25 protein-coding genes are annotated in these 22,130 nt (G+C 33.5%); 21 read left to right on the top strand and 4 right to left on the bottom strand.

Annotation, left to right across the window (positions count from 1 at the left end; all coding sequences use genetic code 11):
- Positions 1-115 precede the first annotated feature (115 nt).
- The 8 genes from FHP05_RS15700 (at position 116) to FHP05_RS07740 (ending at position 6,289) form a co-directional block, all read left to right on the top strand.
- The gene (locus FHP05_RS15700) at positions 116-814 is read left to right on the top strand and encodes a FadR/GntR family transcriptional regulator (protein ID WP_147666791.1); all 699 of its coding nucleotides are present in this window, start codon (positions 116-118) and stop codon (positions 812-814) included.
- Positions 807-2,057 carry a CynX/NimT family MFS transporter gene (locus FHP05_RS07770; protein ID WP_147666789.1) on the top strand — a complete coding sequence of 417 codons (1,251 nt, stop codon included), beginning with the start codon at positions 807-809 and terminating at the stop codon, positions 2,055-2,057. Before FHP05_RS15700 ends, FHP05_RS07770 begins: the two co-directional genes overlap by 8 nt.
- Positions 2,058-2,224: 167 nt before the next feature.
- Positions 2,225-2,407 carry a cold-shock protein gene (locus FHP05_RS07765; protein ID WP_147666787.1) on the top strand — a complete coding sequence of 61 codons (183 nt, stop codon included), beginning with the start codon at positions 2,225-2,227 and terminating at the stop codon, positions 2,405-2,407.
- Between the two features lie 392 nt (positions 2,408-2,799).
- Positions 2,800-3,234, top strand: coding sequence for a hypothetical protein (locus FHP05_RS07760; RefSeq protein WP_147666785.1), 435 nt, complete (start codon positions 2,800-2,802; stop codon positions 3,232-3,234).
- A 22-nt stretch (positions 3,235-3,256) separates the two neighbouring features.
- Positions 3,257-4,030: a hypothetical protein gene (locus FHP05_RS07755; RefSeq protein ID WP_147666783.1), complete on the top strand. Its 774-nt coding sequence runs from the start codon at positions 3,257-3,259 to the stop codon at positions 4,028-4,030.
- Positions 4,031-4,088: 58 nt separating this feature from the next.
- Positions 4,089-4,532: a hypothetical protein gene (locus tag FHP05_RS07750; protein WP_147666781.1), complete on the top strand. Its 444-nt coding sequence runs from the start codon at positions 4,089-4,091 to the stop codon at positions 4,530-4,532.
- A gap of 184 nt (positions 4,533-4,716) precedes the next feature.
- Positions 4,717-5,766, top strand: coding sequence for a hypothetical protein (locus tag FHP05_RS07745; RefSeq protein WP_191126287.1), 1,050 nt, complete (start codon positions 4,717-4,719; stop codon positions 5,764-5,766).
- Between the two features lie 79 nt (positions 5,767-5,845).
- Entirely contained in the window at positions 5,846-6,289 is a 444-nt protein-coding gene (locus tag FHP05_RS07740) for an IDEAL domain-containing protein (protein WP_147666779.1), read from the top strand.
- A gap of 205 nt (positions 6,290-6,494) precedes the next feature.
- On the opposite strand, the gene FHP05_RS07735 is transcribed toward FHP05_RS07740, so the two are convergent.
- The 3 genes from FHP05_RS07735 to FHP05_RS07725 all read right to left on the bottom strand — a co-directional run bounded on the left by FHP05_RS07735 (position 6,495) and on the right by FHP05_RS07725 (position 10,187).
- Positions 6,495-8,522: a penicillin-binding transpeptidase domain-containing protein gene (locus FHP05_RS07735; RefSeq protein WP_230973959.1), complete on the bottom strand. Its 2,028-nt coding sequence runs from the start codon at positions 8,520-8,522 to the stop codon at positions 6,495-6,497.
- A 47-nt stretch (positions 8,523-8,569) separates the two neighbouring features.
- Positions 8,570-9,508, bottom strand: a complete 939-nt coding sequence (locus tag FHP05_RS07730; RefSeq protein ID WP_147666775.1) for an LCP family glycopolymer transferase — start codon at positions 9,506-9,508, stop codon at positions 8,570-8,572.
- A gap of 73 nt (positions 9,509-9,581) precedes the next feature.
- Positions 9,582-10,187, bottom strand: coding sequence for a class D sortase (locus tag FHP05_RS07725; RefSeq protein ID WP_147666773.1), 606 nt, complete (start codon positions 10,185-10,187; stop codon positions 9,582-9,584).
- Between the two features lie 185 nt (positions 10,188-10,372).
- On the opposite strand from FHP05_RS07725, the gene FHP05_RS07720 reads away from it, so the two are divergent.
- The 4 genes from FHP05_RS07720 (at position 10,373) to nagB (ending at position 13,267) form a co-directional block, all read left to right on the top strand.
- On the top strand, positions 10,373-10,867 hold the full coding sequence (locus FHP05_RS07720) for a VanZ family protein (protein WP_147666771.1): 495 nt from the start codon (positions 10,373-10,375) through the stop codon (positions 10,865-10,867).
- A gap of 194 nt (positions 10,868-11,061) precedes the next feature.
- A complete protein-coding gene (locus FHP05_RS07715) occupies positions 11,062-11,247 on the top strand; it encodes a hypothetical protein (RefSeq protein ID WP_147666769.1) in 186 nt (61 codons plus the stop codon).
- 98 nt (positions 11,248-11,345) lie between these two features.
- Positions 11,346-12,533, top strand: coding sequence for an N-acetylglucosamine-6-phosphate deacetylase (nagA, locus tag FHP05_RS07710; protein ID WP_147666767.1), 1,188 nt, complete (start codon positions 11,346-11,348; stop codon positions 12,531-12,533).
- The gene (nagB, locus tag FHP05_RS07705; RefSeq protein ID WP_147666765.1) at positions 12,530-13,267 is read left to right on the top strand and encodes a glucosamine-6-phosphate deaminase; all 738 of its coding nucleotides are present in this window, start codon (positions 12,530-12,532) and stop codon (positions 13,265-13,267) included. The genes nagA and nagB overlap by 4 nt, the downstream gene beginning before the upstream one ends.
- A 128-nt stretch (positions 13,268-13,395) precedes the next feature.
- Here nagB and FHP05_RS07700 read toward each other — a convergent pair whose 3' ends face one another.
- Positions 13,396-14,052, bottom strand: a complete 657-nt coding sequence (locus tag FHP05_RS07700; protein WP_147666763.1) for a YigZ family protein — start codon at positions 14,050-14,052, stop codon at positions 13,396-13,398.
- Positions 14,053-14,293: 241 nt separating this feature from the next.
- On the opposite strand from FHP05_RS07700, the gene FHP05_RS07695 reads away from it, so the two are divergent.
- The 9 genes from FHP05_RS07695 to flgK all read left to right on the top strand — a co-directional run bounded on the left by FHP05_RS07695 (position 14,294) and on the right by flgK (position 22,127).
- Positions 14,294-15,427, top strand: coding sequence for a sensor histidine kinase (locus FHP05_RS07695; RefSeq protein WP_147666761.1), 1,134 nt, complete (start codon positions 14,294-14,296; stop codon positions 15,425-15,427).
- 109 nt (positions 15,428-15,536) lie between these two features.
- Positions 15,537-16,232, top strand: coding sequence for a response regulator (locus FHP05_RS07690; RefSeq protein ID WP_147667069.1), 696 nt, complete (start codon positions 15,537-15,539; stop codon positions 16,230-16,232).
- A gap of 118 nt (positions 16,233-16,350) precedes the next feature.
- Complete coding sequence (locus FHP05_RS07685) at positions 16,351-17,193, top strand: DegV family protein (protein WP_147666759.1); 843 nt, start codon at positions 16,351-16,353, stop codon at positions 17,191-17,193.
- Between the two features lie 381 nt (positions 17,194-17,574).
- Entirely contained in the window at positions 17,575-18,687 is a 1,113-nt protein-coding gene (locus tag FHP05_RS07680) for a DEAD/DEAH box helicase (protein ID WP_230973958.1), read from the top strand.
- Positions 18,684-19,370 carry a ComF family protein gene (locus FHP05_RS07675; RefSeq protein WP_147666757.1) on the top strand — a complete coding sequence of 229 codons (687 nt, stop codon included), beginning with the start codon at positions 18,684-18,686 and terminating at the stop codon, positions 19,368-19,370. The genes FHP05_RS07680 and FHP05_RS07675 overlap by 4 nt, the downstream gene beginning before the upstream one ends.
- 36 nt (positions 19,371-19,406) lie before the next feature.
- Positions 19,407-19,847 carry a TIGR03826 family flagellar region protein gene (locus tag FHP05_RS07670; protein ID WP_147666755.1) on the top strand — a complete coding sequence of 147 codons (441 nt, stop codon included), beginning with the start codon at positions 19,407-19,409 and terminating at the stop codon, positions 19,845-19,847.
- 25 nt (positions 19,848-19,872) lie between these two features.
- On the top strand, positions 19,873-20,136 hold the full coding sequence (flgM, locus tag FHP05_RS07665) for a flagellar biosynthesis anti-sigma factor FlgM (RefSeq protein WP_147666753.1): 264 nt from the start codon (positions 19,873-19,875) through the stop codon (positions 20,134-20,136).
- 31 nt (positions 20,137-20,167) lie between these two features.
- Positions 20,168-20,656 carry a flagellar protein FlgN gene (locus tag FHP05_RS07660; protein WP_147666751.1) on the top strand — a complete coding sequence of 163 codons (489 nt, stop codon included), beginning with the start codon at positions 20,168-20,170 and terminating at the stop codon, positions 20,654-20,656.
- A gap of 13 nt (positions 20,657-20,669) precedes the next feature.
- Positions 20,670-22,127 (top strand): flagellar hook-associated protein FlgK, encoded by a 1,458-nt coding sequence (gene flgK, locus FHP05_RS07655; protein WP_147666749.1) that lies wholly within the window; start codon positions 20,670-20,672, stop codon positions 22,125-22,127.
- Positions 22,128-22,130 lie beyond the last annotated feature (3 nt).

Here is a 22,130-nt window from a genome sequence, read left to right as displayed (position 1 = left end):
TATCGTAACTGATGAAATAAAGTTTACACTACATTTATATTATTTAAATAGACAATGAAATATGACTATGTTAATATACCAATATGCCAATCATCCTACAAGTTGGAGTGATAATATGATAAAAAAGCCAAATCGATTAACTTTAGTGGAACAAGTTGCATTACAAATGGAAGAATTAATTGAAAGAGGTCACTGGAAAATAGGAGTAAAGATTCCATCAGAAAAAGAGTTAATGCAAACCTTTGATGTGAGTCGGAATACATTACGAGAAGCAATTCGTGCATTAGTACATGCAGGATTATTGAAATCAAAACAAGGAAAAGGAACCATTGTACAGTCAACAAGTGTGTTAAGTGTTGCCTTAAATAAACATATGGAAAAATCTGGTTTATTGGATACGTTAGAAGTACGTTTAGCATTAGAACAAAAAGCAGCAGCACTTGCGGCAAAACGTAGAACAGAAGATGAATTAGATGAACTAGAGAAATGTATAGATTTAGGGGTAGAAGCTTTGAATAAAGATAATATGGATCAATTTATTCAAGCAGATATTTCATTTCATAAAACGATATTAATAATGGCGGATAATCGGCTATTGTATGATCTTTATGATTATATGACAGATAGTATATATGAATCGATTAGTAATATTTTAAGTGTAGACTCATTAGCATCGAATGAAACACGCATTCATAAGGAATTATTGGAAGCCATTCGTAATCAAGATTCTAGAAAGGCAGAAGCTTATGTCAATGAATATATAACAACTTTAAAACATCGAGTTAAACAATTAGAGGAGGAAAAGGATGTCTAGTAACATAGATAGTAAAAAGAAAAATAATATAAAAACATGGTTGCTCATAGTAGGAGTTTTATTAATTTCTGCAAACTTAAGGGCACCGTTAACATCTGTAGGTTCTGTTATATCTTTTATTCGAGAGGATTTAGGCATAAGTAATGCTTTAGCTGGATCAATAACAACCCTTCCATTATTAGCATTTGCATTATTTTCTCCAGTTGTACCGAAAATAGCTGCAAAAATTGGTATGGAAAAGACGATATTTACTTCTCTATTAATTTTAATCACTGGAATTGCCGTCCGTTCCTTATTTGATGTGAAGGCTTTATTTATTGGTACTTTATTTATTGGAATTGGAATTGCCATTGGGAATGTATTGTTGCCTGCATTTATAAAAATACGTTTTCCACTAAAAGTAGGAATTATGACAGGAATTTATGGAGTCATCATGAATGTTTTTGCTGCAATTGCATCTGGATTAAGTGTTCCAATTGCATCTATAAATGGATTGAGTTGGAAAGAATCCCTAATGTTTTGGGGTGTTTTAGTAATCATTGCAATAGTGGTTTGGCTTCCACAATTAAAAGAAAATGAAAAAGCAGAGGAAGTAAAACCAAAAGCAAAAAAGGAGAAAAATCGTAGTGGATTATTACGTTCTTCATTAGCATGGAATATAACACTATTTATGGGAATTCAATCATTGATATTCTATACACTACTGACGTGGTTACCAGATATTTTATTTATTCATGGTTATAGTGCAGATGCAGCAGGTTGGATGTTGTTCTTATACCAGTTTGCTATTATACCTGCAACATTTGTTGTACCAATTATGGCTGAAAGAATGAAAAACCAAAAATTATTAGCAGGTTCAATCGCTACATTATTTTTTGTCGGTATTGTTGGTTTATTAACAGGAGCTACATCGCTCATTGTTATTTCTATTATTGTAATAGGAGTTGCATGCGGAAGTGCATTTAGCTTATCCATGATGTTTTTTGCTTTGCGTACAACAAATGGAAAACAAGCAGCAGCTATTTCTGGAATGGCACAATCATTTGGATATTTATTAGCAGCTTTTGGCCCGTTCTTATTTGGTTGGCTAAAAGATTTAACAAACAGCTGGACATATTCCATTGGGATGTTACTATTTTGTGCAGCAGTACTCTTTATTGTCGGAATCAGGGCAGGTGCTGATGAAGTTATATCAGATGGGCCAAAGAAAAAATATACTGTTTCCACAAATCAAGGTTTATAAAAAAAGTATCTGTAAAATGTGCATTTTTTAATGCATGTTTACAGATACTTTTTATTTGTTTTATCCCCGAAATAAATGGGGGTTATTATTAATTTTTGTAGGCCTCTTTTAAATTTTCAGTAAAAGGGTTATAATAGAGATAGAACAAGAAAGGGGACATGAAAATCATGGCTTTTTCTCGTAGACGTAAAGAGCCACTTCCTAAAGTGGAAACAAAAGTATGGGCCTGTACCAGTGATGACTGTAATGGCTGGATGCGTGAGTCACTAAGTTTTAAAGAAGAACCTAAGTGCCCACTTTGTAAATCTTCTATGAAACAAGAAATTCGCACAATCACAGAATTAGAATAGAGGAATCATTTTTAGAACGTTGGAAAACCAGCGTTTTTTTATGTTTAATACTAGGGCAATTTTTTTCTGCTAATATCAAAAAGACATCCTTTCATTTTGGAAGGGGTGTCTTTTTTCATGGTTCATTCCTTGAGTTTAGTTGAAATTCCTTCTTTTGTTCTAGAGATTTAGTGCTTTTAGCCTATATATTTTTAGATGTTTTTTTAAAAATAGTATTTTTTAATTATTTACAAAATTTATTATTTTACATATAATCAAAAATAGATTATCAAATATTTCTGACATCATAACATATGTGGTCCAATCTGCATCATGTTTATACATATAGATAGAATTATGATAGGACAGCACAGACGCAAGGGATCGTGAAAAAATAGAAAGGATAGGTGATTTTGAGAAGGAAAATTGTTTTAACAATTGTCGTTATTTTTATATTAATAGGAACGACTACTATTTATGTATTTGCAATTGAATCTGGAAATCATTCTAGTCAGTCACAGGTAAAGGATACGACTACCATTCACATGATTGAATATGATCATTTAATGGAGTATTGGACATTATTATTTAAGGATTTGGAATTAGAAAAAGAACAAGCATTACAAACTGTTCCAGAAATGTCACTATCGTCAATCATCAATCAGGCAGGTATAAATGTTTCTGAACATCAAACAATGCAATTAGAAAAAATAGAACAAGCAAAAGAAGAATTATTAGAAAGAGCATTATTTCACGACACCTATTCTGAAAAGAAAAAGGAAATAATAACAGAAATCGATGAAGATATTGCACAGTTTTTAACAGAATTAATCAATGAAGAAAATTAAATTAAAAAGGGGAGAGGAATGAGTGAACTTTCTAAAGGAGACCAAAGGAAAAGTAATCGCAGGTGTAGTTGCAGTAGGGATTATTTCAGGGGCTAGTTTTGCATTTGCTAATACGGATGCTGGACAAGCCTTAAAAGGGTGGTATGATAACTTATTTGAACAAAAAACAGAAGCTGCCGCAAACGAGGTAGATCAATATAGAGAAGGACTTAAGCCAGAATTGATGGAAGAATATGCAGGTGAAAAAGCCCATGCAGATGGAATAATTGATCGCAAAAGAAAATATGAAGTAGAAAAAAGCACAGATATGATTGAAAATGCAAAAGCATCCCATTTAGAGTCCCTTGGGAGTAAAAAAAATGAAATATTGCTAGGGATGGAACGAGATTTTTATGATGCTTTTGTAGTAGGGGTACAAGAAATTAATCGTTTAGGTGAAGAAGCAAGAGAATATGTTCGTTCTGACTTGAATTCCCATTTTGCAAATAAAGGAGAAGAAACACTATCACAGATGGAAGAAGAGCTAGGAGCTGTAAAGGAACGTGCTGTAACTGAACTAGAAGATGCTGTTGAAAATGCACAAGCTGAAATTGAGGCTGAAGTGAATAAAGGCTCAGACATGCTCGTTCATAATTTAACTAATTTAGTAGACCATAAAGTAGAAGAATTACGCCGTAATGTAAGAGAAATTGTAGACAGGTTTGTAAAAGAGCAAGAAAAAGCAATTGTTACAAAAGCTACTGAATTAGAAAATGACGCAAAACAAGCGCTAGATGATGTAGTTTCTGGAATATAATTCATAGAAAGAAAGGGTCTCTAAAGAGGGACCCTTATCTTTTATATGGAGGGATACAATGAAACGAAAAGATGATCGATTAAAGATGTGGATTGGTGCATTAATAATTGCAATTTTCTTTGGAAGTAGTATTCATGTCGCTTTTGCCAATGAGGATATCAGCACGTTACTTAAAAGTTGGTTTGATAAAAAAGAAGAAACAGCAATTTCAAATGTAGAAACGACCATAAAAAAGGAGCAACAAGCACAGACAGAGCGTTTAAAGAAGGAAATAAAAGAAGCACTGGATGATGCTGAACAACGATTACAAACATTTACAGAAGATGAAAAAAAGCAGCGAAAAGATGAGTTGAAGCAATATGCAGATTCTCTTTTAGAAAATATGGAATTGGATGACTCAGAAAAAATGATAGAAGTAAAGGAAGAATTAGAGATTATTATGAAAGAAGCCATAAGGGAAATGGAAATAGTACGGGAAAGAATAGAACAAACGAATGAATAAATGCTGGTGAAAAAATGGAAATAATTGAGATGAAAATAAACATGGTACATACCTCTTAAACTAAGTATCTTTGTGTTTTCCTAATACGTGTCAAATAATAGTGTGAGGCAATGTCTATTGTCACATAAAGGTCTTCCCTAACATAAAATAGGGTAAGGGATACAGTTATAAAGGATGTGTTGTATTGGAAAAACAAATGTACTATGTAACTGGTAATACTGGTGCAGGGTTTGTGAATTTTATATTGTCTAATGTAGAGGATTTAAAAAAGGTTTACATGTTAAAACATGCATCCCAACGATTTAAATCCACTATATTAAAACAATTGATAACTGAATTAGAAGGGAAGTATTCTGTAGAAGTTTTATGTAGTTCTTTGGGAGAAGAGTATTTAGATGGGATGATTGTTCGTGAAAAATCAATCGCTATTATAACAGATGATGTGGCACCAGAATTAAAGCATATCCAAACAATTGATGTCTCTCAAGCAATAAATATAGATGGCCCTACCGAAAAAGAATTGACAACGAATAAAAAAAATTATGCGAATCAGATGGAACAAGCATACGAACAATTTAAAACTGGTTTACGGATTCATGATGCCTTAGAGGAAATTTTTATCGGAGAGATGGATTTCGAACAGGCGGATCTTGTAGCAGAAGAAATAATAAATAATTTATTGAAAAATTCTACGAGGAAAAATAAAACTGCACATATTTATCGGAGGCTTTTTGGAACAAATACACCAGATGGTTCTGTAAATATCGTCCCACACTTATTAGATCGTGTAAATAACAGTTACTTTATTAAAGGGCGGGCAGGAACAGGAAAATCCACCTTAATGAAAAAAGTACTAGCAGCATGTAAGGAATATGGATTGGATATGGAATTATATCATTGTAGTTTTGACCCAGAGAGTATTGATATGGTTTTAGTTCCGGAACTTAATTTTTGTATATTTGACAGTACAGATCCACATGCATTTTATCCAGAAAGAGAAGGACAAAAGATTGTTGACATGTATGAAAAAACCGTAAAATCCGGAACAGATGAGAAATATGCATCACAAATAGAAAAGGTAAAGAAAAACTACAAAGGTTATATGAAAAAGGGGATGCAACTATTAAAAGAAGCTGACACATATTTGGAAAAAATAGAGAACCAATATTTATACACAACAGGAGATATTGAAAGGGTCACTGATAAGATCTTACATGACTATATATACAAATAAAAAGCAACATGGCTACCTATCTATCCCATGGAAAAGACGCAAAAAACAAACACCCTATAAATTGGATAGGGGGAAAAATATGATTACTGTCAAATTGCTTAAACCGTATTATATGAAAGTAGATAAAAAGATTGTTCGAGTTGTATTAGCTTACCAGTACTTTGCATTATTGATTAATGATCAAATATATCAATTTATTCCTACAGAAGAAAGAGAAATACAAGTCAATCGAAAAACAAAAGCAATTGAAAATATACATGCCACATTTGCTTTTCAAAAAGGAAAAGACATCATTTATAAATCGATGTATGAATTAATTATGTATCCAAACTTTCTATTTCAATTACATTCCATTGTGGAGCCTTATTTTACTAATATAAATATAAAACAAATGACAAATCATGAACGAGTCATTCATGAGCTAGAACAATTAAATATAAAGAGGCGGATTGACCAAGCATTAGATACAAATAATAAGAAACTATTTTATGAATTAGTACAATATTTATCGCAAGTTAACTAGTTGTAAAACCCTCACTGATTGAAGCTTCACTTTATCATATAGTCAGGATTTGTTTTAATAAAGGGCTGGAACATAAATTCATAACTAATTGGCTATAGTATAAAACGTGAAAATAAAATCGCATGAAATCAAGATTGTTAAACTTGATTTCATGCGATTTATTCATTTTAAAAGTGAACAGTCTCAGCCACTCTTTTCTTAATAGTTATTTTTTAACATATTGAATGATTTCAGTTGCTGTTTTTGTTGCGATGCCGCCTTCTAGTCTTTGAGTTTTCTCCATCATTAGCGCAATGATGAAGTCTTTAGTTTCTGTTGGATAGGCAACAAACCAACTATTTTCATCCCCGCGTTGGTCAGCAGATAATTTAAGTTCAGCTGTTCCTGTCTTACCTGAAATAGCTACTTGATCATTCTTTGCTGCTTTTGCTGTACCTTTAGTGACAACTTTTCTTAGTCCTTCCTGTATTACTTCTGCATCCTCTTTTGATAGGAGATTTTTTTTCCAAATCTGCCCTGTTTTCTCAGAAAGGAGTAGTGTAGGTTTAATCATGTCTCCATCATTTAGGATTGGACTATATGCAGTAGCTAAATGTAAGGAGCTTAATTCTATTTCTCCCTGACCATAACTTGTATTTGCAAGAAGCACTTCATCTTCAATTTTCCCAGTGGAAGAAATGGATGAATGTGTAATTGGGTATTTATATGGAAATTCCTCACCAATTCCAAATTGTTTTAATCCCTTCGTGTATGCATCTTTACCCATCCTTACTGCTTGCATTGCAAAGTAAATATTATCTGATCTAACAAGTGCGTCTGTTAAATCAACGGGAGCACCGGTTACAGAAACACGGCGGACTTTATAATCACCCCAACCTTTTCCATTACTCCATGTTGCTCCATTAATTTCTAATCCTTCTTCTGCTTTTAGGCTTCCATTCTTTAAGCCAATGGCAGCTGTAATCGGTTTTAACACAGACCCAGGTGCATATGTAGCAGAAAAGCGATTTAAAAATGGTTTGTTTGGATCATCTTGTAATACATCCCATCTTTCTTGACTAATTCCCAAGACCATATTATTTGGATCGTATGCAGGGCTACTAATGAGTGCTAGTGTTTCTCCAGTTTTTGGGTTAATTGCCGCTGCTGTACCTGCTACCCCTTGATACGATTCAAAAATTTTCTCTTGGATATTTATATCAATTGTTGTCGTAATATTTTCTCCATGTTTAACGGGTTTTTCAGCTAGTATTATTTCTTCATTTTCTTTTTGAATATAAATTTTTGCTCCCCGTTCGCCTTTTAGTTTGTCTTCAAATAGTTTTTCAAGTCCACTTTTCCCAACCATATCTTCTGGAAGATAGCGATCCTTGTCTAATTTCTTTAAATCCTCTGCTGTAACTTGGCTAATATAACCAGTTAAATGTGCGGCAGATTTACCAGCGGGATAAATTCTTCCTGCTGCATCACGTTTTGTTACGCCTTCAATTGTCATTGCCTCATTGACTATTGCTTCATTTTCAGAATCTATCTTTTGGATAGGTACGAAATAATCAGACTGTACCCAATCTTGCTGAAGTTGCTCATCGATAAATTCTACTGAAATATTTAATAAATCAGCGAGACGTTCTTTACTTTGGGTTTCGTTCTCATCAAATCTTTCTGGAATAATCCCAATTTCGTAGACTAGTCCATTCATTGCTAAAGGCATTTTGTTGCGGTCTAGTATTTCCCCGCGGGTTGGTTCAATAATTTCCATTTTAATTTTTGAACCATCCTTCATGTCAGGAAAAATAAATCCAGGGTCCCACTGAACAAACCAGTCTTTTTTTGTTTTTTTATCCTTTTCAAATTCTTCCTGAACTAATGTTGCTTCATATTTGAATGAAATAGGTCCTGCTATACTTTTTAATTTTACTTCAAAAGGAATTGTTATTTCTCCATTTTTTTTTGCCTTTTTTAGCGTTGATTTTTCCAATTCTTCAAATGTAATCTTAGGGTCACTAATTTGTAAATCTTTATATATCTTTTGATAACGATCAATAAATTCCTCTGCCTTATATTGTTTTTCTGCTTTAGAAGAAATCATTGTATACATTTTTTTAAAATCTTGCTTTTCCCATGCTTTTATATAATCATTAAATTTTTCCTCTGGCGCTTTCGTGCTGTTTGCAGAACATGCGCTAGTGAATAAAATAATGACAAGGGTCAAAAACAATACGAAACGTTTCATCATGTTCCCCCTCTTTGGTTTCAAAAGAAAAGATAAATCGGAGTGGACTAATTCTTTTTCATATGATTTTTAATGCTTGTAGATAAATGATTAAATTCTGTATCACTTATAACATAATACCAAACACCATTCATCATACTTCCACTACCTTTTACTTCTAGCATTTCGATATTATTTTGCGTGCTTCGATAGCTAGTAAGTAATTTCTGCATTTGATCTTTCTTTAAATTCGTTTCCACATTGTTTCCTAAAATATGGAAGATATCATTGATTTTCGTTATACTAGAAAAACTTGCTCCCTTTTTCATAGCAGCGGCAATTACTTTACGTTGTCGGTCATTACGACCCATATCCCCACGCGGATCACCTTTACGCATTCGAATATATTTTAATGCTTCATCACCATTCAGCTGTATCTCACCGACTGGAAAGTGTTTTCCATCTTGTGAAAAATCCAAGTCATTTACAACTTGTACACCACCGATGGCGTCAATACCTTGTTTAAAACCTTCCATGTTTACTTTTGCATAAAAATGGATTGGTACATCAAAGGCAGCTTCCACAGTTTGTAAAGTAAGCTCTGTCCCACCAAAAGCATAGGCATGATTAATTTTATCCATCCCTCTATCTGGAATATTTACATATGTATCTCTCGGGATACTCATCATGATCATTTTATCTATTTTCGGATTCAGCGACATAAGGATAATGGTGTCCGAACGCCCTTTATCCCCAGGCCTTTCATCTACACCGAGTAATAATATATTGAGGGATTTTGTATCTTTCAATAGATTTTTTAGTTCCTTTTGCCGTTCAGGGTCCTTATCCCTAGATAACGGATTGTGCATTGTCTCGACGGTGTCGCCGATTTTATCCCATATGTAGTATGCGGCACCCCCACCGATAAATAAGAAGATGAGAATAACTCCAAACACCCATCTTTTCCATTTTTTCTTCTTTCTTTTTGACTTCACTCTAGACTCCATTACGTACTCTCCTCTTATTAGAACAAATTCTGTTTATTTGTAAAAGAGACTATCCTAGTTGGTTTTCGTGGTGTTACTTCTTATTCTCCTCGTTATCAATTGGATGGGCATTAATGATATATCTATCAGGTGCATTTCCAATATAGGAAAATGGGTAGCATGTTGTTACGGTTAATACTTCGTCTGGTGAAGTTGGTACGATTATGGAACGATCATTGGCATCAACTATTTTTGTTTCAACAATTTCATAGGAAAATTCACCATATGGTAATTGAACAGTTAAAATATCTCCTAACTTCAGTTCTCCCATTCTCCGAAAGACGGTATCGCGATGCCCCGATAGAACGATTTGGTCATTTTGTAATGGGTAACTTGTTCCAGCATAGTGACCAACCCCATGAGAAAGTTCATCTTCGTCTGTCCCTTCAACGATTGGTAAATCGGACTCCAGTTTTGGAATATGTAACATACCGACCGTTTCTCCAGTAGAAGGGTCAAAATCAAGTGGAAAAGTAGGCTTCATTGTTTCTGATGCATTTTTTTGATTACTTTCTTTTAATAATGATTTTGCTTCTTCAAGACTTTCATTTTGATTGCTTTTTGTTTCAAAAAACTGGTAAGCACCAATACCTAAAAATAAAACTCCACAGATTACCAATAAAAGGGATAGTTTCTTCAATTGATATCCTCCTTGAATCACTTTGGGTCTAGTATATAAAATAATCCGTGAAAAGTGAAGTGTAAATAGCATCCTATAATAGGTTTGATTGTGCTTTTACATAGATTTTGACAGTATTAAGAAAAAAACGGTATATTGATGGTTAAAGAAATGGAGATAAATTATTATTTTAAAATGGTGATATAATGAAAAAAATACTTTTCTGGATACTCCCATTTACTTGGATGGGAATTATTTATTATGCATCTTCTCAGCCTTATGAAAAGCAGGATATTAAACCAATGATGAAAGTATATGATTTGTCATTTTTGGAACCTTATTTAACATGGATATCTTTTACATATCATAAATCAGAAATTAGTGTCCAGAATTTAGGGGTGGAAAGTTTTATTGAGTTCTTCATTCGTAAAGGGGCACATTTTACAGTGTTTTTTATATTAGTAATTCTTTTTTTTATTGCTTTTAAAAAAACAACTGCATTGCGTACCTCTATCATTTTGATTGTTTCGTTTTTCTTATCACTTGCATATGCTGGAGTAGATGAATGTCATCAAGGCTTTACACCAAATCGTACTCCCTATATTGGAGACGTCTTCATCGATGGTCTCGGTGCATTCATAGCATGTCTCTGTATTTGGTATATTTATCGTCGCGATGCTTCTAAACGTTCGCCTTTTTAAGCGTAATATAAGTATCACTAAGTTTTCTTAGTAGAACAAGAACGAAACACATAAGGGGAAAATGTAAAAAAACTGTTGTTTTTTACACATTATTAGCGAATTATGATATAATTCTTTTATTCTTTATCACTTGCTGACTTTTGGATATTTACTTATTTTGTTTAAATTGGCTATCACTTGAAGAAGGTGAAATGATGATTGAAAGTGAAAATTTAAAGCAAATGTTAAAAAAGTTAATTACAGATACAGAAAATGATAAGATTCAAACGGCAGAACAAATGATTCAGACCATGATTTATGAGTTGACTAGTAATGAAAAAATAAATAAGCAACATGAAGGAATTTCGAGTGCAATCCATTCTAATAAATTTCATTCATAAAATATTATAAAAGAAGACTATTGATTATGTGAATAATCTATAGTCTTTTAATCTTTTTTAGATAATTAAAGAATTTTCTGTACAAAGGAAGGCGAAGAATGACAATAAATAATTCTTTGTTAATCAAACATGTAAACATTTATACAGAAAAAGACTTGATAGAAGATGGCGCATTGTTAGTGGAGAATGGTAAAATAACAAAGGTTCTAACTGGAACTAAAATGCTAGAGAATTGCCCTCCCAACTTCAACATGCTTGATGGGACTGGTTCTTATGCCATTCCAGGATTTATTGACGGACATATTCATGGCGCAAATGGCGCGGATGTCATGGATGGAACAGAAGAAGCCATTGACAAAATCGCATCTGTTCTACCACAAGAAGGAACGACTTGCTTCCTTGCGACAACCATTACTCAATCTCCTGGAAATATAGAAAAAGCACTTAAAAATATAGCAACTTATCAAAATAAATCAGGATATGCAGAGATAATCGGTGTTCATCTAGAGGGCCCTTTTATTGAAAAAAGCAAAAAGGGTGCCCAACCATTAAAATATATTATGGATCCAAATATCGAGCAATTTCAAAAATGGCAGAAATTATCAGGAAACAACATTAAAACGATTACTTTAGCACCAGAATTAGACCAAGATGGTTCATTTATTTCATATCTTGCAAATCATGGTGTAAATGTATCGGCAGGACATACAGATGCAACCTTTTCTGATATGAAAAAAGCAGTGTCTTATGGAGTACGGCAAGTGACACATATTTGCAATGCGATGCGTGGAATTCATCATCGGGATATTGGAGTCGTAGGAGCGGCACTTGTCTTAGAACAATTACGCTCAGAATTGATTGCAGATGAGATTCATGTATCTCCTGAAATGATGCAACTCCTATATGACAATATTGGTAGTGAGCGATTATTGCTAATTACAGATGCCATGCGAGCAAAATGTTTGCCGCCCGGGGATTACGAATTAGGTGGTCAACCTGTAAAAGTGACAGAGAAGAGGGCAGTCCTTCATGATGAAACACTCGCAGGTAGTATTTTGAAAATGTACAATGCCGCAAAAAATATGTTAAAATTAAACCGTGTTACTATAAGAAATATTATTGAGATGACATCAACGAATCCTGCGAAACAGTTAAATATTTATGACCAAAAAGGAAGTATCTCTGTTGGAAAAGATGCAGATATATTACTTGTAGATGATGCATTAAATATAAACTATACGATATGTCGGGGTGTCATTGCATATGAAAGGGATGAAAAGAAATGAATATTATTAAGGTGAAAGATTATCCTGCAATGAGTGAAAAAGCATGTGAAATAATTACCAAACACATGAAGTCAAATAAAAGGTCTGTGTTAGGACTTGCAACAGGATCAACACCTGAAGGACTTTATGAGAAGTTAGTCCATAAAAATAAGCAGGGCGAAATAACCTTTCAATACACATCTACATTCAATTTGGATGAGTATATTGGCTTAGATAAAAATAATCCAAATAGTTATTATTATTTCATGAATGAACATTTATTTAAGCATATAGACATTCCCGAAAAACAAATACACTTGCCAAATGGTATGGCTAAAAACAAACAACAAGAATGTGATAACTATGAACAACTAATCAAGCAAGCTGGAAATATTGATCTTCAAATTTTAGGACTTGGTTTAAATGGCCATATTGGTTTTAATGAACCAAAAACACCGTTTGATCAACGAACACATATTATAGAGCTAGACGAATCAACTCGTCAAGCAAATGCACGTTTTTTTAATTCAATTGATGATGTGCCTACAGAGGCAATAACAATGGGAATCGCTACAATTATGGGAAGTAAGAAAATTGTATTACTCGTATCAGGAGAAAAGAAAGCAGAAACACTTGCTAAAGTCATTCAAGGAGAAGTAACAGAGGATGTACCAGCATCTATTTTACAAAAACACGCAGATATCACCGTTATTGCAGATGAAGCAGCCCTATCGAAGACAAAGGGATATAATTGATCAAGACTTTCTCAAAAGATTTTAGTAATGGCATCTTTTTTTAAAAAAAGATGCCAAACTATTAGCAACAAACACAAGAAAATATAGATTAAATAAAAAAGTGCAAGGTTAAATCCTTGCACTAAAAATTATTCCGCTTCATTTTTTGTAGAAGATACATCGATTTCTAAATACTTTTTATCCGTCTCTTTGATTTCTGCTTGGGCACTCGTTAGTTCTGTAATCCATTTGCAAAAGGTGTTTTCTTGACCATCTTCAACATAGATGTGAATATCTACCTTATCTAAATAATGGATATCCCTTAAAATATATTCAGAATTTCGCAATGCATTTTCCAGCTTACCTAATAAGGGATATTCGACAATAACAGAAAAACCTTGCATTAGTTGTCTTTTTACAATACCTGTTGTTTTAATTGCTTGAGATGTTGTACTACTATATGCTCGAATAAGACCACCAGCACCAAGTTTAATACCACCAAAATAACGGGTAACAACGACAGCAGTATCTTTTAAATGTTGTTTTTTTAATACTTCTAAAATAGGGACACCCGCTGTGCCACTTGGTTCGCCATCATCGTTTGCCTTTTGAATTTGGTCATGTTCACCAATGATATATGCAGAACAATTATGTGTGGCATCATGGTGTTTTTTCTTTATATGGTGAATGAATTCTTGGGCAGCTTCTTCTGTTTCTACTCGCTTCACATATCCAATAAATCTTGACTTTTGGATTATTATTTCATCAGAACCCTCATTTTTTACTGTAAAATACGTTGATAACATCCTTATTTTCCCCTTTTAATGTTATAATAAAGTAAAACTTTTCTACCGCCAATTAATCTGCGGTAAATTTAGAATAATCACTTAAAATGAATTATTTATCGTTTAAATGTTTAGTTAATAAGTACAGTATAGGACGAAAGATAACAGTTTGTAAATAAGTGGGACTTTTTGAGTGGTTCCTTAGTACCTGTAAAAACAAAGTATTTCTGCGTATGATTATATCATAGGTTGGTGTAAAAAAATGGTTATGAAACCAAGAATAAAACGTTTGGATGAGATTATCGACAAGATGGTTAATGTTGTCGAGGATAGTAAAGATGAAATATTTTATATTAGCGAGGATGCACGAGAGGAGTATGAACGACTTGTTATAGAATTAAATGAAACAAAAGATAAGGTATTGAAACATATTAAGGCAGAAAAAGAACTAAGTAAAAAGGTGCAGACTTCTAAAAGGCATCTATCCGAGGTAAGTAAATCTTTTGATCGCTATTCAGAAGAAGAAATCCGTGAAGTTTATGAAGTGACACATAATCTACAAACAAAGCTAATTATGCTACGAGAAAAGGAAAGAAACCTTAGACTGAAGCGTGATGACTTAGAAAGAAGGCTTATTGGATTAGAAAATACGATCAACCGTGCCGATGGATTAGTTGGTAAGGTATCAATTATTTTGCAATATTTAAATGAGGATTTCCAACAGGTAAATGAAATTCTAAAAGAGGCAAAAGAGAAACATAAATTTGGCTTAAAGATTATTGAAGCGCAAGAGGAAGAGAGAAGAAAGATATCAAGAGAAATCCACGATGGTCCAGCACAGATGCTTGCAAATATTCTATTACGTTCTGAAATAGTTGAAAGAACTGCTCGAGAAGAAAGTTTATTAATTGCTGTTGCAGAAATAAAGAACGTAAGGCAACTAATTAAACAATCCCTACAAGATGTCCGAAGAATTATATATGACTTGCGACCAATGACTTTAGATGATTTGGGATTGATTCCAACCTTAAATAAATATTTATCAACTACTGCTGAGTTTCATGAAGTATCCATTGATTTTACAGAATTTGGTACAGAAAAAAGACTTGAACCCGAATGTGAGGTAGTATTATTCCGGTTAATCCAAGAAGCAGTGCAAAATTCTATTAAACATGCAGATGCATCGCATATTCATGTGAAAATTGAAATCACAAAAAATCATATCATTGCTGTTGTTACAGATAATGGAAAGGGATTTGATCCATCGATTCAAAAGGATGACTCATTTGGTATTATAGGGATGAAAGAACGCGTTGATTTGTTTGGTGGAAAATTAGTTATTCAATCAAAAGTGAACAAAGGAACAAAAGTGATTATACGCATACCAAATCAATAGTTACCCAGCCTCCATGTGAAAAGATACTGTGAAAAAGAAGTATAAGGGAGTCGAGAAAATGAATACAGAAAAACAGGATATAGAACAGGATTTAAATACGAAGGAAAATATGGATACGGAACAAAAAGTGAAAGTCTTATTAATTGATGATCACAAATTATTTCGTGAAGGTGTTAGACGCATATTAGAATTCGAACCAGAATTTCATGTTGTTGCAGAAGGTAGTGATGGTTCTGAGGCAGAACAATTAGTGGAAGATTACCAACCAGATGTTATTTTAATGGACATTAATATGCCAAAAATGAATGGTGTAGAAGCTACTTCAGAATTAATTAAAAAATATCCAAATATAAAAATTATTATTTTATCTATTCATGATGATGAGAACTATGTAACACATGTGTTACAAACAGGTGCACAAGGATATTTATTAAAAGAAATGGATTCTGATTCATTAATTGAAGCAATTAAAGTAGTCAATGATGGGGGATCATATTTACATCCAAAAGTAACACATAATCTTGTTAAAGAATATCGTCTACTTACTAAAAGATCAAAAAAATCAGGTAGTAATTCCTCTCAAGCAAACAAAGATGACCCATTATATTTACTTACAAAAAGGGAGCGTCAAGTTTTACAATTATTAGCAGAAGGAAAAAGCAATAAAGCGGTGGCGGAATCATTATATATTAGTGAAAAAACTGTGAAGAACCATGTAAGCAGTGTTTTACAAAAGATGAATGTAAAAGACCGAACACAAGCAGTTGTTGAGGCTATTCGAAAAGGCTGGGTAGAAGTTGGGTAATAGAAGAATCCCTATCTTTCTTATTTCCTAGATGAATCGTAATTATTCGATGCATTTTTACAGATTATCATGTAAAATAGACACAAATGAGGTAAAGAGACGGAAAGGAAGGAACGCAATGAAAGTAGCTGTAATGACAGATAGTACAGCATATATTCCGAAAGAAATACGTGATAAACACGATATACATATGGTGCCTCTAAGTGTCTCCTTTAATGAAGAAGTATATAGAGAAGAAATTGATCTTACCACAGAAGAGTTTTATGAAAAAATGAGTCAAGCAAAAGAATTACCAAAAACTTCCCAGCCATCCATAGGGTTTATTACTGAAACATTTCAGAAAATCGCTGAAGATTATGATGCAGTTATTTCGATTCATTTATCAAGTGGAATCAGCGGTACATACCAAGCAGCAGCAAGTGCTGGTGAGATGATTGAAGGATTAAATGTATATCCTTTTGACTCAGAACTTAGTTGTATGGCACAAGGTTTTTATGTTCTCGAAGCAGTTCGATTAGCAAAACAAAATAAGACACCAGAAGAAATCATTGAACGTTTAAAGCAAATGAAACAGACAATGACTGCATATTTTATGGTGGATGATTTAACAAATCTTCAACGTGGTGGACGATTGAATGGTGCCCAAGCATTTATAGGTAGTCTTTTACAAGTTAAACCGATATTACATTTTGTTGATAAAATAATTGTACCTTTTGAAAAGATTCGGACACGAAAAAAGGCCATCAATCGAATTATGTCTATGTTAGATGAAGATGCTTCACAAGGAAAAGGTATGGAAGTTTCTTTTATTCATGGAAATAATGAGCAAGCAGCAAAAGACTTAGAAAACCGTTTCAAAGAAAAATATCCAAATATCGATACGAATATTAGTTATTTTGGTCCAGTAATTGGAACACATTTAGGGAATAATGCTATAGGCGTTTGTTGGTATATGAAATAAACTATAATATACAATGATTTTTTAGATACCTAACAGCTGCTAGATATTTCTGGCAGCTGTAAAACCCTCATATTCGATTAGAAAAGAGTTGATTTTATGAAATCACTATCTCTAAAATCCCCTTATGATATGTCGAATTTTGCGAAACTACTCACAGGAAAACTCCTTTTAAGAAATGAAATTCCTCTTGGAAATTTTATGATAGACTATTTATTGAAAAATAATCTCCTCCAATCAATTCAACCCATTTTAAATAAAAAGTTTCATACGGAATGTCTTCGCTGTGGCAACCAAAAAAATAATCTGTTTGCAGAAATACCATGTGCAATTTGTCAAAAAACACATCTATACTGTCGAAAATGTATTGAAATGGGAAGGGTAATGAAGTGCGAGCCCCTTTATGAATGGGTTGGAAAAACTCCAGTATGGTTGAAACATGAAAATCCTTGTACCTGGAAAGGAAAATTAACAGAAGACCAACAAAAGGCTGCCAAACAAATCGTTCAAACAATCCATAAGAGTGGGGAGGAGCTCTTGGTTTGGGCTGTCTGTGGAGCTGGAAAAACAGAAATGCTTTTCCCGGGAATAATTGAAGCTCTAAAACTAGGTAAACGGATTTGTATTACAACTCCTAGAGCAGATGTAGTACGTGAGTTAAAGCCCAGAATTCAACAAGCTTTTGCAGGTATTTCGATTGAAGCTTTATACGGTGGAAGTACAGATAAAGATGGGGTCGGACAAATCATTATCGCAACAACGCATCAACTTCTACGTTTTAAGGAAGCCTTTGATATGATGATCATAGATGAAATTGATGCATTTCCCTACCATCATGATTCCTCTTTACCATTTGCCACGAAACGTGCTCTAAAAAAGCACGGCTCCACAATTTATTTAACTGCAACCCCACGTGAAGAACAATACAGCCGAATAGTTAGTAAAAAATTACCCCATGTCTTTGTTCCAAAGCGTTATCATAATCATCCTCTTCCCGTTCCCCAACTAAAACTATGTCTCTTTTTAACACATCACCTTAACAAAGTAATCTTTCCAACAACTTTTCTAACTTGGTTAAGAAATAGAGAAAATGTAACTCGTCAATTACTTATTTTTCTTCCGACAATTAATCTTGCAGAAAAAATGTATCAAACATTTAAACAACAGACTTCAGAATATCGAACAACATTTGTCCATGCGGAGGATTCAAAACGAGAAGAAAAAGTAGAGTTATTTAGGAGAAAGGAAATTGATATTTTATTTACAACAACGATTTTAGAACGTGGGGTAACCTTTCCGGCCATAGACGTAGCTGTCCTGCATGCCGGTCATGATGTATTTGATGAAGCGGCTCTTGTTCAAATTGCTGGAAGAGCTGGCAGAAGTCCACAAGATCCTACTGGAGAAGTGTTATTTTTTCATGATGGAAAAACAGAAGCAATGGTAAAAGCTATAGAATCCATTCAGCTAATGAATAAGCGAGGTGGGTTTAAATGAGTTATTGTTTATGGTGTGCTTCAGAAATGATTACGGAAACAACATGGAGTAATTTATTATCCTTATCACAACCACAGAAATTATGTAAAACATGTAAAGGAAAACTCCAAATAATAACTGGAAATCGTTGTCAAAAGTGTAGTAGAGAATCGAAAAGTAAAATTTGTACGGATTGTAAATATTGGGGAAAGTTGTTAAAAAATAATGATCCCTTAGAAAAGAATTATTCTATTTATTCCTATAATGAGTTTATGAAAGAAGTTATTGCAAAGTGGAAATATCGTGGGGACTACGTGCTGGTGGAAATCTTTCAAACTGAATTTATACGTCATTTTAATACATACATTAAAAATCAAATGAAAGAAGCAATTATTATTCCCATCCCATTAAGCAAAGAAAGACTAGCGACAAGGAAGTTTAATCAAGCACAAGCTCTCACTTCGTTTATTACGCAGGACAAGATAAATATTTTAGAGCGTGTAAATAGTGAAAAGCAAGCAAAAAAATCTAGAATGGAACGAATTCAATCGGAAAACCCATTTAATTTACTAGAACCTATTAACAAACCAGTTATTCTTGTCGATGATATATATACAACAGGTACTACATTGCGTCATGTAGCACAAATTTTAAAAGATAATGGTTGTCCGTCAGTGTACGGATATACGTTAATAAGAGGTTAATATGTGATAAGATTAAAACATTAAGGGGAATGAGAAATGCCAGAATTAGCAAATTGCTCTAGTTGTGGTGCAGTTTTTGTGAAAGAGATACGTGATATTTGTCGGAAATGTTATCAAGAAGAAGAAAAAGCATTCCGTATTGTATATGACTTTTTACGTCAACGAACAAATAGAGAAGCTACATTAATTGAAATTGTTGAAGCAACCAATATAGAGGAAGCATTGATTATAAAATTCATAAAAGAAAATCGACTAAGACAATCACAATTTCCAAAGCTCACTTACCCTTGTGAGCGTTGTGGCAAGCAAATTACAACAGGAGAACTGTGTGATTCTTGTGTGAATGAATTACAAATGGATTTAAAAAGACATGAACAAGAAAAAGAAATAGAACAAAGAAACAGTAAACTTAAACAAGAACGTGAAAATACGTATGTCATTTTCGATGAGTTTACCAAAAAAACTGAAATTGACTGAATAGATCTTTTAGTGAGGTGTTTTTATGAAAATACATGGAACAAATCAATCAAATTTTAATCCATATAAAGATATATTGAAAAATAAGACAGATTCAAATCAAATAAAGAACAAAGGAGATCATTTGGAAATTTCTGAAGAAGCTAAGAAAATGCAACAAAAAAAAGATGTGGAAAAACAACGTGAGTCCCATATACAACAAATCAAACAAGCCATTGATCAAGGTGAATACGAAATTAATTTTACAAAGACCGCCAAAAAGATGATTGATTTTTGGTCTGGAAAATAAAAAAATCTCCAATTAAAGGGGAAGATTACCAATGTCTATAAAACCGATTTTTACATCGCTGCAAAAGTTAATTATGATTCATGACCGATTACTGGAATTATCTAAGCAAAAAACAGAGGCAATTAAACAGAACAGAATAGAAAATTTGCAAAGAATTATGATAGAAGAGAGAAAAAAGATTCAACAATTAGAACAGACAGAAGCAGAACGGAGAGAAAATGTTCAGGCATGGTTTGAAAAATATCAGCCAACCATATCCGAACATACAATTATTTCTATTTTACGATGTCTTGATAATGACAAGGAAAAACAAGAATTAAAGCAATTAACAGATGCACTAACAGAACAGTTGACCCAATTAAGGCAGCAAGAACAGTTAAATCAAACATTAACAAAACAGGCGTTACATTTTGTTCATTTTTCGTTAGATATGTTAAATCCTACGATTACAAATATAAATTATGGAAATCAAGAAGAACCAAATATAGAGAAGCGTTCTGTTTTTGATTCAAAGGCATAAGGAGTGAGAGTAGATGGGGACTTTTCATGGTTTAGAAATGGCAAAACGAGCGATGTTTACACAGCAGTCAGCAATTCACACGACAGGACATAATATTGCAAATGCGAATACAAAAGGATATACAAGACAGCGAGTGAACTTTCAAACGACAACCCCTTATCCTGTGCCAGGTAGAAATCAGCCACAAATTCCTGGTCAAATTGGAACAGGGGTAGAAGCAGGATCTATCGATCGGATACGTACACAATATTTAGATGCGCAATACCGTTCTGAAAATAGTAAAGCAGGCTATTGGAATACGGCCACTGAAGCGTTTTCCCGTATGGAAGAATTAATGAATGAGCCTTCTGAAAACGGATTATCTCATACGATGAATGAATTTTGGGATGCGCTACAGGTGCTTGGAAATAATCCTGAAAATACCGGTGCACGTTCTGTTGTGGCGCAACGTGGACAAGCAGTTGCAGAAACATTTAACTATATCTCTAACACTTTAGAATCTATCCGCTCCGATTTAAATAATCAAATTGATGTAACCGTAAAAGATGCAAATTCCTTAATAGAACGTATCGGGGAACTGAATCAACAAATTCAACAAATTGAACCGCACGGCTATGTGGCAAATGACTTGTATGATGAGCGTGACCGTTTAATTGATGAACTTTCCCAAATTGTGAATATAGAAGTTTCCTATCGAAAAAGTTCACCAAGTTCGAAAGATAATGCTGATGGTATTGCGACAATTGAGTTAATAGGTAGTCAAGGTGAAAAACTTGGTGTAAAACTAGTTGATGGTGAAAAAGGAGAACTTCAAAAGCTTACATATAATAGCACCGATCCCTCCTCCGTATCAGTTGGAGAAATGGGGTTTCCTATTTCAGGAGATAATGGTTCCTTGAATGCGTTAATTCATGCATATGATGACCATTATCCAGAAATGAAAATGAAAATGGATGAAATGGCGAAGGTTCTTCAAGAACAATTTAATGCTATTCATCAGGCAGGATATGATTTGAATGGTGAGAATGGTGTGGACTTTTTTAAGGGTGAAACTTCTGGCGACTTAGAGGTCAATCCTGATATTTTAAAGGATCCCACACTTATCGCTGTGTCAGGTAGGGATGATAAAAAAGGTGATGGTTCTAACGCGTTAAAGTTAGCAGAAATACTTTATGAACCACTTGAAAATACAGCATTAGGAGAAAATACGTCCATCAATGGCTTTTATCAAGCATTGATTGGTGAAATGGGTGTTAAAGCTCAAAAGGCCAATACAATGGCAAAAAACACGGATATTTTAAAAACACAAATTGATGGGCAACGTATGTCGGTAAGCTCTGTATCTTTAGATGAAGAAATTTCTAATTTAATTAAATTTCAACATGCGTACAATGCTGCAGCAAGGAATATAACAACGATTGACGAAATGATTGATCGAATTATAAATGGAATGGGAATCGTAGGAAGGTAGGTA

It is taken from the genome of Cerasibacillus terrae (genome assembly GCF_008039555.1).
Lineage (GTDB): Bacteria > Bacillota > Bacilli > Bacillales > Amphibacillaceae > Cerasibacillus > Cerasibacillus terrae.
This window is presented reverse-complemented; position numbering and strand designations above follow the sequence as displayed.

Coding starts and splice junctions, on each gene's coding strand:
- FHP05_RS15700 (WP_147666791.1), top strand. CDS start 116: ATGATAAAAAAGCCAAATCGATTAACTTTAGTGGAACAAGTTGCATTA.
- FHP05_RS07770 (WP_147666789.1), top strand. CDS start 807: ATGTCTAGTAACATAGATAGTAAAAAGAAAAATAATATAAAAACATGG.
- FHP05_RS07765 (WP_147666787.1), top strand. CDS start 2,225: ATGGCTTTTTCTCGTAGACGTAAAGAGCCACTTCCTAAAGTGGAAACA.
- FHP05_RS07750 (WP_147666781.1), top strand. CDS start 4,089: ATGAAACGAAAAGATGATCGATTAAAGATGTGGATTGGTGCATTAATA.
- FHP05_RS07740 (WP_147666779.1), top strand. CDS start 5,846: ATGATTACTGTCAAATTGCTTAAACCGTATTATATGAAAGTAGATAAA.
- FHP05_RS07735 (WP_230973959.1), bottom strand. CDS start 8,522: ATGAAACGTTTCGTATTGTTTTTGACCCTTGTCATTATTTTATTCACT.
- FHP05_RS07730 (WP_147666775.1), bottom strand. CDS start 9,508: ATGGAGTCTAGAGTGAAGTCAAAAAGAAAGAAGAAAAAATGGAAAAGA.
- FHP05_RS07720 (WP_147666771.1), top strand. CDS start 10,373: ATGAAAAAAATACTTTTCTGGATACTCCCATTTACTTGGATGGGAATT.
- FHP05_RS07715 (WP_147666769.1), top strand. CDS start 11,062: ATGATTGAAAGTGAAAATTTAAAGCAAATGTTAAAAAAGTTAATTACA.
- nagA (WP_147666767.1), top strand. CDS start 11,346: ATGACAATAAATAATTCTTTGTTAATCAAACATGTAAACATTTATACA.
- nagB (WP_147666765.1), top strand. CDS start 12,530: ATGAATATTATTAAGGTGAAAGATTATCCTGCAATGAGTGAAAAAGCA.
- FHP05_RS07700 (WP_147666763.1), bottom strand. CDS start 14,052: ATGTTATCAACGTATTTTACAGTAAAAAATGAGGGTTCTGATGAAATA.
- FHP05_RS07695 (WP_147666761.1), top strand. CDS start 14,294: ATGGTTATGAAACCAAGAATAAAACGTTTGGATGAGATTATCGACAAG.
- FHP05_RS07690 (WP_147667069.1), top strand. CDS start 15,537: ATGGATACGGAACAAAAAGTGAAAGTCTTATTAATTGATGATCACAAA.
- FHP05_RS07685 (WP_147666759.1), top strand. CDS start 16,351: ATGAAAGTAGCTGTAATGACAGATAGTACAGCATATATTCCGAAAGAA.
- FHP05_RS07680 (WP_230973958.1), top strand. CDS start 17,575: ATGAAGTGCGAGCCCCTTTATGAATGGGTTGGAAAAACTCCAGTATGG.
- FHP05_RS07675 (WP_147666757.1), top strand. CDS start 18,684: ATGAGTTATTGTTTATGGTGTGCTTCAGAAATGATTACGGAAACAACA.
- FHP05_RS07670 (WP_147666755.1), top strand. CDS start 19,407: ATGCCAGAATTAGCAAATTGCTCTAGTTGTGGTGCAGTTTTTGTGAAA.
- flgM (WP_147666753.1), top strand. CDS start 19,873: ATGAAAATACATGGAACAAATCAATCAAATTTTAATCCATATAAAGAT.
- FHP05_RS07660 (WP_147666751.1), top strand. CDS start 20,168: ATGTCTATAAAACCGATTTTTACATCGCTGCAAAAGTTAATTATGATT.
- flgK (WP_147666749.1), top strand. CDS start 20,670: ATGGGGACTTTTCATGGTTTAGAAATGGCAAAACGAGCGATGTTTACA.